Here is a 14098-nt window from a genome sequence, read left to right on the forward strand (position 1 = left end):
GTTCAGGAGCGGAACAACCGCGAGTACTGGGTTTCGTGCCGCGCGGACAGGATGCCGAGCTGCGGCGCGAACGTGTTGACGGCGTCGGGCGGTGTCGCGAGCGCGCGGCGCACGGCCGCGTCGATCGCGCCGCGCAGCGCGACGATGATGCGTTGCCCGGCGAGCTGGCCGAGCGGTACGGCCTTCAGCGCGGCGGACGTCTGGTTCTCGACCCAGCCGAACGCATACGCGGCGAGCGTCGCGTCGGCGCTGGCATCGTGTGCGGCGGCCGCGTACGCGAATGCGGTCGGCAGCGCGATCGGCGACAGCGACGCGAGCGTCGCGCGGCGTGCGGCGTCGCCCCATTCGAGCGACGCGCACAGCTGCGCGAGCGACCAGCCCATCTGTTCGGTTTCGCGGCGCAGTTCGGCCGATTCCCGGCTCGCGACGAACCACGCATTCTCGGCGGCGAGCGCGTGCGTGTCGTCGGTCTGCCAGCGCGCGAGCTGGTGTGCGAGGAACGGCAGTTCGCCGTGCGCGAGCACGTCGGTCAGGCCGCTGGCAATCCAGTCGCGCGCGGAATCGGCATCGCGGATCAGGTTCGCGTCGAGCGCGGCTTCGAGGCCCTGCGAATAGCTGTATGCGCCGATCGGCAGCGCCGGCGACGCGAGGTGCAGCAGCGCGACGAGTTCAGTGGTGGTCATGACCGTGGTGGCCGTGCGTGCAGCCGGGACCATGCTGATGATCGTGATCGTGATCGTGATCGTGATCGTGCGAATGCGCATGCCCGTGATGTTCGCCGAACACCTGCTGCGCGAGCGCATAATCCTCGGCGAACGTCGCGTCGTGCCCGTGCTTGTGGCCGCCGCCGTACGCACCGGCTTCCGGCTGGAACGGCGCGCGTGCGTCTTCGACCCGCGTGCCGAGCCGGCGCAGCATGTCCGCGAGCACCGGATCGGCTTCGAGCTTCAGGTAGCCGTCGCCGATCTCGACCGGCGTGTGACGGTTGCCGAGATGGTACGCGGCGCGCATCAGCGTGAGCGGGTCGGCCGCGCACACGAGCAGCACGGTTTCGGGCGCCGCGGCGACGCGCACGAGCGCGCCGTCGTCGGCGACGAGCACGTCGCCGTCGCGCAGCACGGTGCCGCGCGGCAGCAGGACCGCGACGTCCTCGCCGGTATCGAGCGTCGCCGCGAGGCGGCTCTTGCAGCGGGCGTCATAGGCGAGCGTGAGCGTCGGCGCGCGCGCGACGAGCGACGCGGCGAGTTTCACGTTCGGGGCAATACGTTTGTCGAGGGTGCGCATGAAACCGAGGATCTCGAATCAGAACAGGAAATAGCGCTGCGCCATCGGCAGCACAGTCGCCGGCTCGCAGGTGAGCAACTGGCCGTCGGCGATCACGTCGTAGGTTTCCGGGTCGACGCTGATCGACGGACGCCAGGCGTTGTGAATCATGTCGGCCTTCGTCACGTTGCGGCAGTTGCGCACCGGCACGATCCGCTTCGCGAGGCCATAGCGCTCCGCGATGCCCGCATCGGCCGCCATCTGCGACACGAAGGTCAGCGACGTGCGCGCGAGCGCCCCGCCGCGCGTCGCGAACATCTCGCGATAGTGAACCGGCTGCGGCGTCGGGATCGACGCGTTCGGGTCGCCCATCTGCGCGAGCGCGATCATGCCGCCCTTGAGGATCATCGACGGCTTGATCCCGAAGAACGCGGGTTCCCACAGCACGAGGTCTGCCCATTTGCCCGGTTCGATCGAACCGACTTCGTGCGCGATGCCGTGCGTGAGCGCCGGGTTGATCGTGTACTTCGCGACGTAGCGCTTCGCGCGGAAGTTGTCGTTGCGCGCGGTGTCCTCCGGCAGCGCACCGCGCTGCACCTTCATCTTGTGCGCGGTCTGCCAGGTGCGGATGATCACTTCGCCGACGCGGCCCATCGCCTGCGAATCGGACGACAGCATCGACAGCGCGCCGAGATCGTGCAGGATGTCCTCGGCCGCGATCGTCTCGCGACGAATGCGCGATTCGGCGAATGCGAGATCCTCGGCGATCGACGGATCGAGGTGATGGCACACCATCAGCATGTCGAGATGCTCGTCGAGCGTGTTGATCGTGTACGGGCGCGTCGGATTGGTCGACGACGGCAGCACGTTCATCTCGCCGCACACCTTCAGGATGTCGGGCGCATGGCCGCCGCCCGCACCTTCGGTGTGGTACGTGTGGATCGTGCGGCCCTTGAACGCGGCGACCGTCGATTCGACGAACCCGGCCTCGTTCAGCGTGTCGGTGTGGATCGCGACCTGCGTGTCGGTGTCGTCGGCCACCGACAGGCAGTTGTCGATCGCGGCGGGCGTCGTGCCCCAGTCCTCGTGCAGTTTCAAACCGATCGCGCCGGCCGCGATCTGCTCGACGAGCGGCTGCGGCAGGCTCGCGTTGCCCTTGCCGAGAAAGCCGAGATTGATCGGCCAGCCGTCGGCGGCCTGCAGCATCCGCTCCATGTGCCACGGGCCCGGCGTGCAGGTCGTCGCGTTGGTGCCGGTGGCCGGCCCCGTGCCGCCGCCGAGCATCGTCGTGACGCCCGACGCGAGCGCCTCGTCGATCTGCTGCGGGCTGATGAAGTGAATGTGCGTGTCGATGCCGCCCGCGGTCACGATCAGCCCTTCGCCGGCGATGACTTCGGTCGCGGCGCCGATCGCGATCGTCACGCCCGGCTGGATGTCGGGGTTGCCGGCCTTGCCGATCGCGGCGATGCGGCCGTGCTTGATCGCGATGTCGGCCTTCACGATGCCCCAGTGATCGAGGATCACCGCGTTCGTGATGACGGTGTCGGGCACGTCGGCGGCCACGCGCTGCGACTGGCCCATCCCGTCGCGGATCACTTTTCCGCCGCCGAATTTCACTTCCTCGCCGTACGTGGTGAAGTCGCGTTCGATCTCGATCAGCAGTTCGGTATCGGCGAGCCGGACGCGGTCGCCCGTCGTCGGCCCGAACATTTCCGCGTACGCGCGGCGGCTCAAGCGTAGTGTCATGTTGCTGTTCCTGAAGAGCGGGGCGCGGCTTACAGCGGCCCCATCACCTTGCCCTGAAAACCGTAGACGGCGCGCTCGCCCGCGAGCGCGACGAGCTCGACGGTGCGCGTCTGGCCGGGCTCGAAGCGCACGGCCGTGCCGGCCGCGATGTTGAGCCGGAAGCCGCGCGCGGCCGCGCGGTCGAACGACAGCGCGTCGTTGACTTCGAAGAAGTGATAGTGCGAGCCGACCTGCACCGGGCGATCGCCGGTGTTCGCGACGACGAGCGAGCGCGTCGCGCGGCCCGCATTCAGTTCGTGTTCGCCGTCGTCGGTGAGGATTTCGCCGGGGATCATGCGGGGCCTCACGGAATCGGGTGGTGGACGGTCACGAGCTTCGTGCCGTCGGGGAAGGTCGCTTCGACCTGGATGTCGGGAATCATTTCCGGCACGCCGTCCATCACGTCGTCGCGCGTGAGCAGCGTCGTGCCGTAGTGCATCACCTCGGCCACCGTCCTGCCGTCGCGCGCGGCTTCCATCAGCGCCGCGGTGATGAAGGCGACCGCCTCCGGATAGTTGAGCTTCAGGCCGCGCGCACGGCGGCGTTCGGCGAGCAGCGCCGCCGTGAAGATCAGCAGCTTGTCCTTTTCGCGGGGAGTCAGTTTCATGAAGGCAGACGTTCAGGAAAACGTAATTTTTATCGGTGCGCACGCAACGGGCGGGCGCGCGGTTCATCGTAGCACCGCGCTGTTTTGCGTGCGTCGTGTATCGCTTATGTAAGGAGCAAGGTGCGTGCCATGTGCATCGCACGCGGTGCGATGCGCGTTCGTGGTGCGCGATGCATGGAGAGGGTGCGGCGCGTGTCGCGCGCTGCGCCGAAACGGTGCGTGATGCGCGCGTTCAGGTTTGCCAGAGACGCAGCGGCCGCGCGTCGACGCCGTGCACGATCGGCCGCAACTGCAGCCAGCAGTCGGTGAAGTGGCGCTGCAGCGCTTCCATCGACGTCGCGAGCGCACGCACGAGCACGATGCCGGGCGTCACGCAGGTGGCGCCCGCGCGCAGCGTGTCGTCGAACGGCATGCGCGCGGCGAGCGCTTCGGCGAGCGTGGCGTCGCACGCGGCGCCGGCGGCCCACAGCGTGCCGTAGACGGGAAAACCGGCGAGGCCCTGCAGCGCGCCGCGCAGCGGGTCGCGCGCGTCGAGCAGCGCGCGCTCGGTCCACAGCGGCCGGCCGTCGGCATCGACGAGCGCCGAGGTCGACGCGATGCGTCCTGCCGACCAGGTTTCGCCGGCCGCCTGCCGGCCGAGCTGCGTCGCGTCCCAGCCGATCGCGCTCGCGCCTGCGCCGAGCGTCACCGTGAAGTCGAGCGCCGCGTGCGCCGCGTCGAAGAACAGGTTGTTCTGCGGTAGCCAGTCGAGCTTCGCATGCGCGCCGACCGCGATGCCGATACGCTGTGTCGCGTCGAGGCCGTTCGACTTGTACCACTTGGTCGCGCCGGGCGTCGTCAGCACCGCGTGCGTGCCGTCGCCGAGCGCGATGTCGATGTCGAGCCGGTCGCCGCCCGCGACGCCGCCCGGCGGATGCACGATCACCGCGTGGCAGATCGCGTCGCCTTCCGGGTACAGCGGCCGCTGCACGCGCAGCGGGCCGTCGTGCAGCCGGTGCGCGAGCGTCGTGCGCGCACCATGCCGCTCGAAGCCGAGTTCGAGGCGGCCGCGCCACGACTTGGCGACGGCGGGGCGGGACAGCGAGGCGTGCGAATCGGGGGCGGACATCGGCGGCGAACGGGAAACGAGGAAGCGGGTGCGAAGAACGTGGATGCTACCGGAACAATAATGCAGATGCCGCGTTCGTAGGAAGCGCCGCGTGTGCGCGTCCCGCGAGCCGACCGTACGTGTCCCTCGCCGTGCCTACCGCCGTGCCTACCGCGGTGCCGCCCATCACACCGCGATCAGCTCCCGCACCCCGTTCGTCTCCATGTCCTGTGCTTCCCCGCCCGCGACGATCTCGCCACGACTCATCACCCAGTACCGGTCGGCGATCGATTGAGCGAAATCGTAATACTGTTCGACGAGCAGCACGGTCATCCGCGATTCGTCGACGAGCTGGCGCAGCGTGCGGCCGATGTCCTGGATGATCGACGGCTGGATGCCTTCGGTCGGCTCGTCGAGGATCAGCAACTGCGGCTCGCTCATCAGCGCGCGGCCGATCGCGAGCTGCTGCTGCTGGCCGCCCGACAGGTCGCCGCCGCGCCGCGCGCGCATGTCCTTGAGCACCGGGAACAGGTCGTAGATGCGATCGGGCACTTTCGACGGCGCCTTGCGGCTCGCCGCGCCGACGAGCAGGTTTTCCTCGACGGTGAGCCGCGGAAAGATGTCGCGGCCCTGCGGCACGTACGCGAGCCCCGCCGCGACGCGCGCATACGGCGGCAGTGCGCCGAGCGCGGTGCCGCGCCACGACACGCTGCCGCTTTTCGCGGCGACGACGCCCATCAGGCAGCGCAGCAGCGTGCTCTTGCCGACGCCGTTGCGGCCGAGCAGCACGGTGAGCTTGCCGTCGTCGGCGACGAGGTTCACGTTGCGCAGGATATGGCTGCCGCCGTAGTACTGGTTCAGCGCTTCGATTTTCAGCATCGCATCATCGTCCGAGGTAAGACTCGATCACCGCGTCGTCGCGCTTGACCTGGTCGAGCGTGCCGTGCGCGAGCACCGCGCCTTCGGCCATCACCGTCACGCGTCCCGTGTCGCCCGCGAGCGCCGCGACGAATTCCATGTCGTGCTCGACGACCATCATCGAGCAGGTGCCGCGCAGCGTGTTCAGCAGCTCGGCGAGTTCCATCGTCTCGTGGTCGGTCATCCCGGCCGCCGGCTCGTCGAGCAGCAGCAGCGCGGGGCGCTGCATCAGCAGCATGCCGATTTCGAGCCGCTGCTTCTGGCCGTGCGACAGTTCGCCGGCCGCGCGATACGCATGGCTTTCGAGGCCGATCAGTGCGAGCGTCTCCTCGATCTTCGCCTGCGCGGTGCGGTCGAGCCGCGCGCGCAGCGACGCGAGCCAGCCCTTGTCGGTCTGCATCGCGAGTTCGAGGTTTTCCCATACCGGATGCTGTTCGAACACGGTCGGCTTCTGGAACTTGCGGCCGATGCCCGCCCGCGCGATCTCGGGTTCGTTCATCCGCGCGAGGTCGATCGTCTGGCCCAGAAACACCTTGCCCGCATCGGGCCGCGTCTTGCCGGTGATGACGTCCATCATCGTCGTCTTGCCCGCGCCGTTCGGGCCGATCACGCAGCGCAGCTCGCCCGCGTCGATCGAGAGCGACAGCTTCTTCAGCGCGCGAAACCCGTCGAAGCTCACCTCGATGTCCTCGAGATAGAGAATCGTGCCGTGCGACGTATCGATGCCGGGCGGCACGACGCGCCCCATCGACGCGCTGCCGCTGACGGTCAGCTCGTCCTCGGGGGGCGGCGTGAACTGGTAGAGCGCCGTTCCATTCATGCGCGTTTCCCCTTCGCGAGCACGGTTTCGACGAGGCCCATGATCCCGCGCGGCAGCAAGAGCGGCACGAGCACGAAGATCAGACCGAGGAAGAACAGCCAGTATTCGGCGAAGTACGCGGTGAAGACGCTCTTCGCGCCGTTTACCGCGAACGCGCCGACGATCGGCCCGATCAGCGTGCCGCGTCCGCCCACCGCGACCCAGATCGCCATTTCGATCGAGTTGCCGGGCGACATCTCGCCGGGATTGATGATGCCGACCTGCGGCACGTACAGCGCGCCGGCGATGCCGCACAGCACGGCCGACACGGTCCACACGAACAGCTTGTACGCGAGCGGGCTGTAGCCGAGGAACATCAGCCGCGTCTCGCCGTCGCGTACTGCGGTCACCACGCGCCCGAGCTTGCTCGTGACGATCGCGCGCGCGGCGATGAACGCGAGCACGAGGGTCGCGAACGTCAGCAGCAACAGCACCGTGCGCGTGCCCGGCGACGTGATCGCGAAGCCGGCGATGCGCTTGAAGTCGGTGAAGCCGTTGTTGCCGCCGAAGCCCGTCTCGTTGCGATAGAACAGCAGCATCGCGGCGAACGTCAGCGCCTGCGTGATGATCGACAGGTACACGCCCTTCACGCGCGAGCGGAACGTGAAGAAGCCGAACACCCACGCGAGCACGGCCGGCACGAGCACGACCAGCGCGAGCGCCCACGCGAGATGCTGCGTGCCGCTCCAGTACCACGGCAACTGGTGCCAGTCGAGGAACACCATGAAGTCGGGCAGGTCGCTGCCGTACTTGCCGTCGCGGCCGATCTCGCGCATCAGGTACATGCCGATCGCATAGCCGCCGAGCGCGAAGAACAGGCCGTGGCCGAGGCTCAGGATGCCGCAGTAGCCCCACACGAGGTCGAGCGCGAGCGCGGCGATCGCGTAGCACATCAGCTTGCCCGCGAGCGTCATCGCGTACGCGGACAGGTGGAACGCGCTGGCTTCGGGCGCGACGAGTGCGGCGAGCGGCACGCCGATGCCGATCGCCACGCACAGCGCGACGAGCGCGAGCCATGCGCGGCGCGACAGCAGCGCGGGGCGGGGCGGCAGGCCGAGCGCGAAGCCGTCCACCGCGCGTCCGGCGGCAGCGGGCTTCGACGTGTCGGCGACCGGGTTCGATATCGAATCGGTGAATGAAGTCACGTCAAGCCTCCGCGCTGCGGCCCTTCGGGGCAAACATGCCCTGCGGGCGTTTCTGGATGAACAGCACGATCATCACGAGCACCGCGATCTTCGCGAGCACGGCACCCCAGAACGGTTCGATCGCCTTGCTCGCGAGGCCGAGCCCGAAGCCGCCGAGCACGGTGCCGGCGATCTGCCCGACACCGCCGAGCACGACGGCCATGAACGAGTCGATGATGTAGTTCTGGCCGAGATCGGGGCCCACGTTGCCGATCTGCGACAGCGCGCAGCCGCCGAGGCCGGCGATGCCCGCCCCGAACGCGAACGCATACGCGTCGACCCGCGCGGTCTTCACGCCGACGCAGGCGGCCATCCGGCGGTTCTGCGTGACCGCGCGCACGAACAGGCCGAGCCGCGTCTTCGTCAGCACGGCCCACGCGACGACCACCACCGCGAGCGCGAACGCGAGGATCGCGAGCCGGTTGTACGGCAGGATCAGGTTCTGCATCACCGTCACGCCGCCACTCATCCACGACGGGTTCACGACCTGCACGTTCTGCGCGCCGAACAGCATGCGCGTCGCCTGGATCAGGATCAGGCTCACGCCGAAGGTCGCGAGCAGCGTTTCGAGCGGGCGGCCGTACAGGTGCCGCAGCACGAGCCGTTCGAGCACGATGCCGACGAGCGCGGCCACCGCGAACGACACCGGCACGGCGACGAGCGGATACCAGTCGAATGCGCCGGGCGCGTAGCGCTGGATCAGCGTCTGCACGACATAGGTTGCGTACGCACCGATCATCAGGAATTCGCCGTGCGCCATGTTGATCACGCCGATCAGCCCGTACGTGATCGCGAGGCCGAGCGCGGCGAGCAGCAGCACGCTGCCGAGCGACAGGCCGGCGAACACCGTGCCGACGATTTCGCCGCGGCGCTGCAGCGCGTGCAACGTATCGAGCCCGTGTTGCGCGGCTTCGCGCACGCGCGCGTCGGGCTCCGCGTAGCTACCGTCCGCGTTTTTTGCGACGAGCGGGCGCAGTTGTTCGATCATGTCGAGGTCGCTGCGCGCGGCCACCACCTGCACGGCTTCGAGGCGCTTCGCCGGATCGGGATCGTGCAGCGCGGCGATCGCCCACAGCGCATCGAGGCGGCGTTTCAGCGCCGGATCGGTTTCCTTCGCGCGGGCGCGGTCGATCATCGGCTTGAGCGCCGGGTCGGGCGACTTCAGCAGCGCGTCGATCGCGTCGCGGCGCGCGGCCACGTCCGGCGACGCGAGCGCGAGGCCCGACAGCGCACCGGCGATCTTCGTGCGCAGCAGGTTGTTCAGCATCACCGGCTGCGCGTCGCCGGCCGGCGTCGCGGCTTGCGTGAGCGCGTCGTGCGCGGTGTCGCCGGACTGGATCAGCAGGCGGCCGTCGCCGGTCGCGAGCGCATCGCCGCTCGACAGCGCATTGAGCACCGCAACGGCGCGCGGATCGGTGTCGGCGGCGAGCCGTTCGATCGCGGCCGTCTTCGCGTCGAAGTCGTCGCCGGCGAGCGCGGCGGTATCGGCCGCCGTCAGCGCGAACGCGGCGTGCGGCAGCAGGCCCGCGAGGGCGGCGCATGCCGCGATCGCGCGGGCGGCTCGGCGAAAGCGTGTTGGCATCGGGAAATCCTGTCGGGCGTGGGAAGCGGAGTGGGGCGGCGCTGCGCCGTTGCCGACGGTCCGTCACGGCAAGCGTGGCCGGCGCATCGGCAGCGGGCGGGCGGCACGTCGCACACGAAGCGCGACGCGCCGCTCGACGTCAGGCCAGCGCGGCGCGCTGCCGGCGCAGGAACGCCGGAATCGAGCTGACGACGTCCGGCTTGCCCTGGTTGCCCGCGATGAACGGGCTCCACGGTTGCGCGCGCACGGCCGTCTTCGTCTTCCACACGACGTTGAACTGCCCGTCGCCACGGATCTCGCCGATCATCACCGGCTTGTGCAGGTGATGGTTGCCGTCCATCGCGAGCGTGAAGCCCGATGGCGCGGCGACCGTCTGGCCGATCATCGCGACGCGCACCTTGTCGACGTCGGTGCTCTTCGCCTTCTCGACGGCCTGCTTCCACATATGGATGCCGACGTAGGTCGCTTCCATCGGATCGTTGGTCACGCGCTTCGCGCCGCCCGGCAGGTTGTTCGCCTTCACCCACGCGGCGAACTGGTCCTTGAATTTCGTGTTGGTCGGGTTCTTCACCGACATGAAGTAGTTCCACGCGGCGAGGTGGCCGACGAGCGGCTTCGTATCGATCCCGCGCAACTCTTCTTCGCCGACCGAGAACGCGACCACCGGCACGTCGGTCGCCTTGATCCCCTGGTTGCCCAGCTCCTTGTAGAACGGCACGTTCGAGTCGCCGTTGATCGTCGAGACCACGGTCGTCTTGCCGCCCTGCGCGAAGGTCTTGATGTTCGCGACGATGGTCTGGTAATCGCTGTGGCCGAACGGCGTGTAGACCTCCTGAATGTCGGCGTCCTTCACGCCCTTCGATTTCAGGAACGCGCGCAGGATCTTGTTGGTCGTGCGCGGATACACGTAGTCGGTGCCGAGCAGGAAGAAGCGCTTCGCGCCGCCGCCTTCCGTGCTCATCAGGTACTCGACGGCGGGAATCGCCTGCTGGTTCGGCGCGGCGCCCGTGTAGAACACGTTGCGCGACATTTCCTCGCCTTCATACTGCACCGGGTAGTAGAGCAGCCCGTTCAGCTCCTCGAATACCGGCAGCACCGACTTGCGCGACACCGACGTCCAGCAGCCGAACACGCACGCGACCTTGTCCTGCGTGAGCAGCTGGCGCGCCTTCTCGGCGAACAGCGGCCAGTTCGACGCCGGGTCGACCACCACCGGTTCGAGCTTGCGGCCCATCACGCCGCCGCTCTTGTTGATGTCGGCGATCGTCATCAGCGCGGTGTCCTTCAGCGACGTCTCCGAGATCGCCATCGTGCCCGACAGCGAATGCAGGATGCCGACCTTGATCGGGCCGGTGCCCGCATCGGCCGCGTGCGCGAACGGGCTCTTGCCCGCCAGCGCGAGCGCGCCGGCCATCGAACCGAACTTCAACAGACTGCGACGTTTCATCGGGATCCCCTTGTCGTGTTGGATGTGCGTGCGCCGTGGCGGCGCCGGCCATCGTGTAACGCAAGGCATGTGCCAGTCGCGCGGATGCACGTCCGGCGTGCCTGCGCGGGGCATCGGCGGGCATCGGGGCGGTGCGGATGACGCGTGGTGCAGCATGCGCGGTCCGTTGCGGTGCAGACGCGCGGGCGCAAATGGTGCACGGCGGTGCCGCGGCGCCGCGACGCGGGAAACGACGGAACGGCGCGCGGAAAAGAGAAACGGGCGCGCAATGCGCGCCCGTTCGGCGGATCGGTGCGGCCGGCGGCGGGGGCCGGGCGGCGCGGCGGCGCGTGATGCGCGGCCGGAAGGATCGGTCAGTAGCGCGGCACGGACGGATCGACGTCGCGCGACCACGCGTCGATCCCGCCTTGCAGGTTGTACAGCTTGGTGAAGCCGCGCGATTCGAGGAACATCGCGACTTGCGCGCTGCGCATCCCGTGATGGCACACGCAGACGATTTCCGCTTCGTCGTCGAGCTCTTCGCTGCGCGCCGGAATCTGCTGCATCGGAATCGACACGCTGCCGGCGATCTGCGCGGTCGCGATTTCCCACGGCTCGCGCACGTCGAGCACGACCGGCGCGGGGCGCGCCGTGTCGCCGAGCCATTCCGCGAGCATCGCGGGCGTCAGGATCTGCATGGAGGCTCCGCCGCTCAGAACTTGAAGCGCGACGGCTCGATCGCGTTGACGAGGTGGTCGATGTACGTTTCGAACACGTCGGCCACGCGGTACTGCTTGTCGTCGATGCGCGTGATGATCTGCGCCTTCATCACCGGACGGCCGCCGACGAACGCCGACAGGCGGCCGCCGACCTTGAGCTGTTCGAGCATTTCCTGCGGCACGACGGGCAGGCCGCCCGCGACGCAGATCACGTCGTACGGCGCCTTCGCGGCCCAGCCGCGCGAACCGTCGCCGAGCACGACTTCGGCGTTGGTCACGCCGTCGTTGCGCAGGTTGTCTTCCGCGAATTTCGCGATCGCCGGATCGATCTCGACGGCCGTCACGTGCTGCGCGCGATGCGCGAACAGCGCGGCGAGGTAACCCGAGCCCGCGCCGATCACCAGCACGTTCTCGTGCTTCTTGACGCCCAGCTCCTGCAGCACGCGCGCTTCGACGCGCGGGAACAGCATCTTGCTGGCGCCGCCGGGCAGCGGCAGCTCGAGATCGGCGAATGCGAGATCGCGGTATTGGGCCGGAACGTAGTTTTCACGCTTGACGATCGACAGCAGGCCCAGGACATCCAGATCCAGCACGTCCCACGGACGGATCTGCTGTTCGATCATGTTGAAACGCGCGTTTTCGATATTCATGGTGTGGTCACGCAGCCAGGTCGGCCATCAGCGGGGATAGAGAAACTTCGTGATTGTACCAAAGGGCACGGCCGCGAAGCCTTCAGGCGGCCTGCAACAGACCTTTACCCCTTGCTCTTCTTGATCTGCGCCTCGAACGCGAGGTCGAGCTTGCTCGCCTTGCGCGGTTTTTTGGGGCCGAATTCGTCGACGAACTTGACGAATTCGTCGAGCGGCAGCGGCTCGCAGCGCTTCTCGGCGGTGCCGCCCGAGCGGTCGACGAGATAGAACAGGCCGCCCGCCATCGCGACGGCCGCGAATTGCGGGTTGCCGGAGCGGGTCTTCAGGCGTTCGACCGCGTGGGTCGCTTTGGTGGTGCGCATCTTGGGGGCTGGCGAAGCGGGTGTAAGCCTCACACTGTATCAAACCGGCCGCCTGCTTGCGGCCGGCGGCCCGCCCGTGGCCGGCGCGAACCGGCACTAAACCGTGCGCGAGTAGCGCTGCCGCGGCGTCTGGCCGAGGTATGCATCGAACGCCATCGCGATGTTGCGTACGACCATCCGGCCGGCCGGGTGGATCGTCAGGCGGTCGCGCGCGATCGTCAGCAGCCCGTCGCGCTCGAACGGGCGCAGCGCGTCGAGCTCGCGTGCGAAATGATCGGCGAAGCGGATGCCGTGCGCGGCCTCCACATGCGAGAACGGCAGTTCCAGGTTGCACATCAGTTGCGTGATCACGTCGCGGCGCAGCCGGTCGTCCGGCGTGAGCCGCACGCCGCGCGCGATCGGCAGCCGGCCCGCGTCGAGCGCGGCGCCGTACGCGGGCAGGTCCTTCGCGTTCTGCGCGTAGACGTCGCCGACCTTGCCGATCGACGACACGCCGAAGCCGATCAGGTCGGTATCCGCACGCGTGCTGTAGCCCTGAAAATTGCGCTGCAGCGTGCCGTTGCGCTGCGCGCGCACCAGCTCGTCGGACGGCCGCGCGAAGTGGTCCATCCCGATGTACACGTAGCCGGCCGACGTCAGCATGTCGATCGCGAGGCCGAGCAGCGCGATGCGCGTTTCGGGCGGCGGCAGCGTCGCGTCGTCGATCTGCCGCTGCATCTTGAACAGGTGCGGCATGTGCGCGTAGCCGAACACCGACAGGCGATCGGGCGCGAGTTCGATGATCGTCTCGAGCGTGCGCGCGAACACCGCGACCGTCTGGTGCGGCAGCCCGTAGATCAGGTCGACGCTGACCGAATGAAAGCCCGTCGCGCGCGCGGCGCCGAGCAGGTCGGCGGTCATCGCGAGCGGCTGGATGCGGTTGATCGCCTGCTGCACGACCGGGTCGAAATCCTGCACGCCGAGGCTCAACCGGTTGAAGCCGATCGTGCGCAGGTGCACGAGCGTGGCCGGCGTGACCGTGCGCGGGTCGATTTCGATCGAGAACTCGGCGTCGGTATCCGGCGCGAGCGAGAAATGCTCGCGCGTGGCCGCCATCAGTTCGGCCGTTTCGTCGTCGGACAGGAAGGTCGGCGTGCCGCCGCCCCAGTGCAGTTGCGTGACGGGGCGGGACGGATCGAACAGCGCGGCCTGCAGCGCCATTTCGCGCTTGAGCTGGTCGAGATACGGGCGCGCGCGGCGGCGGTTGTTGGTCGCGATCTTGTTGCAGCCGCAGTAGAAGCACGCGGTGTTGCAGAACGGGATGTGGAAGTACAGCGACAGGTCGCTCGACGATGCGCCGGGGTCGCGCGCCGCGCGACCGTAGTCGGCCGGGTCGAAATCGTCGCGGAACTGCAGCGCGGTGGGGTACGACGTATAGCGCGGCCCGTTCGCGCCGTATTTCGCGACTAAATCGGGACGGAACATCGTGTCGGCAGAACCAGAACGCATGGCGGTCTCGCGCTTTTTGGGATGCTTCCGAGTATATGAACGCGCGATCGGGCTGCATTGTGTAATAACGTCGCAGCGGGCGATGGCACAATGCGGGGTGGGGCTGCCGGACGCCGCGTCCGGTTGCCGCACCGTTTTTCGTTGTTCGTCGAGAGAGCCGAGTGTCCG

The 14098-nt window shown here is 68.4% G+C and carries 15 protein-coding genes; all 15 read right to left on the reverse strand.

Going from position 1 to position 14098, the window contains the following annotated elements; translation table 11 throughout:
* Positions 1-2: 2 nt before the first annotated feature.
* The 15 genes from DTA15_RS20380 to hemN all read right to left on the reverse strand — a co-directional run bounded on the left by DTA15_RS20380 (position 3) and on the right by hemN (position 13930).
* Positions 3-683 (reverse strand): urease accessory protein UreF, encoded by a 681-nt coding sequence (locus tag DTA15_RS20380; RefSeq protein ID WP_012492899.1) that lies wholly within the window; start codon positions 681-683, stop codon positions 3-5.
* The gene (gene ureE / locus DTA15_RS20385) at positions 670-1284 is read right to left on the reverse strand and encodes an urease accessory protein UreE (RefSeq protein ID WP_006491067.1); all 615 of its coding nucleotides are present in this window, start codon (positions 1282-1284) and stop codon (positions 670-672) included. Before ureE ends, DTA15_RS20380 begins: the two co-directional genes overlap by 14 nt.
* A gap of 18 nt (positions 1285-1302) precedes the next feature.
* A complete protein-coding gene (gene ureC, locus DTA15_RS20390; protein ID WP_006491061.1) occupies positions 1303-3009 on the reverse strand; it encodes an urease subunit alpha in 1707 nt (568 codons plus the stop codon).
* A 29-nt stretch (positions 3010-3038) separates the two neighbouring features.
* The gene (locus DTA15_RS20395; protein ID WP_006491066.1) at positions 3039-3344 is read right to left on the reverse strand and encodes an urease subunit beta; all 306 of its coding nucleotides are present in this window, start codon (positions 3342-3344) and stop codon (positions 3039-3041) included.
* An 8-nt stretch (positions 3345-3352) separates the two neighbouring features.
* Positions 3353-3655, reverse strand: a complete 303-nt coding sequence (locus DTA15_RS20400) for an urease subunit gamma (protein WP_006491064.1) — start codon at positions 3653-3655, stop codon at positions 3353-3355.
* 232 nt (positions 3656-3887) lie between these two features.
* A complete protein-coding gene (locus DTA15_RS20405; protein WP_006493966.1) occupies positions 3888-4763 on the reverse strand; it encodes an urease accessory protein UreD in 876 nt (291 codons plus the stop codon).
* 165 nt (positions 4764-4928) lie between these two features.
* Positions 4929-5621: an urea ABC transporter ATP-binding subunit UrtE gene (gene urtE, locus DTA15_RS20410; protein WP_006488540.1), complete on the reverse strand. Its 693-nt coding sequence runs from the start codon at positions 5619-5621 to the stop codon at positions 4929-4931.
* 4 nt (positions 5622-5625) lie between these two features.
* Complete coding sequence (gene urtD / locus DTA15_RS20415) at positions 5626-6480, reverse strand: urea ABC transporter ATP-binding protein UrtD (protein WP_006488543.1); 855 nt, start codon at positions 6478-6480, stop codon at positions 5626-5628.
* The gene (gene urtC, locus DTA15_RS20420) at positions 6477-7664 is read right to left on the reverse strand and encodes an urea ABC transporter permease subunit UrtC (protein WP_006488547.1); all 1188 of its coding nucleotides are present in this window, start codon (positions 7662-7664) and stop codon (positions 6477-6479) included. The genes urtD and urtC overlap by 4 nt, the downstream gene beginning before the upstream one ends.
* A 1-nt stretch (position 7665) precedes the next feature.
* Entirely contained in the window at positions 7666-9285 is a 1620-nt protein-coding gene (urtB, locus tag DTA15_RS20425) for an urea ABC transporter permease subunit UrtB (RefSeq protein ID WP_006488541.1), read from the reverse strand.
* A gap of 139 nt (positions 9286-9424) precedes the next feature.
* A complete protein-coding gene (gene urtA / locus DTA15_RS20430; protein WP_006488550.1) occupies positions 9425-10732 on the reverse strand; it encodes an urea ABC transporter substrate-binding protein in 1308 nt (435 codons plus the stop codon).
* Positions 10733-11085: 353 nt separating this feature from the next.
* Positions 11086-11409, reverse strand: a complete 324-nt coding sequence (locus tag DTA15_RS20440; RefSeq protein ID WP_006488544.1) for a rhodanese-like domain-containing protein — start codon at positions 11407-11409, stop codon at positions 11086-11088.
* A 14-nt stretch (positions 11410-11423) separates the two neighbouring features.
* Complete coding sequence (locus DTA15_RS20445) at positions 11424-12080, reverse strand: protein-L-isoaspartate O-methyltransferase family protein (protein ID WP_006488564.1); 657 nt, start codon at positions 12078-12080, stop codon at positions 11424-11426.
* A 104-nt stretch (positions 12081-12184) separates the two neighbouring features.
* Positions 12185-12442, reverse strand: coding sequence for a hypothetical protein (locus DTA15_RS20450; RefSeq protein WP_006488573.1), 258 nt, complete (start codon positions 12440-12442; stop codon positions 12185-12187).
* Positions 12443-12538: 96 nt separating this feature from the next.
* Complete coding sequence (hemN, locus tag DTA15_RS20455; protein WP_006488538.1) at positions 12539-13930, reverse strand: oxygen-independent coproporphyrinogen III oxidase; 1392 nt, start codon at positions 13928-13930, stop codon at positions 12539-12541.
* Between the last annotated feature and the right edge of the window lie 168 nt (positions 13931-14098).

This window comes from Burkholderia cenocepacia (assembly GCF_900446215.1).
Lineage (GTDB): Bacteria > Pseudomonadota > Gammaproteobacteria > Burkholderiales > Burkholderiaceae > Burkholderia > Burkholderia cenocepacia.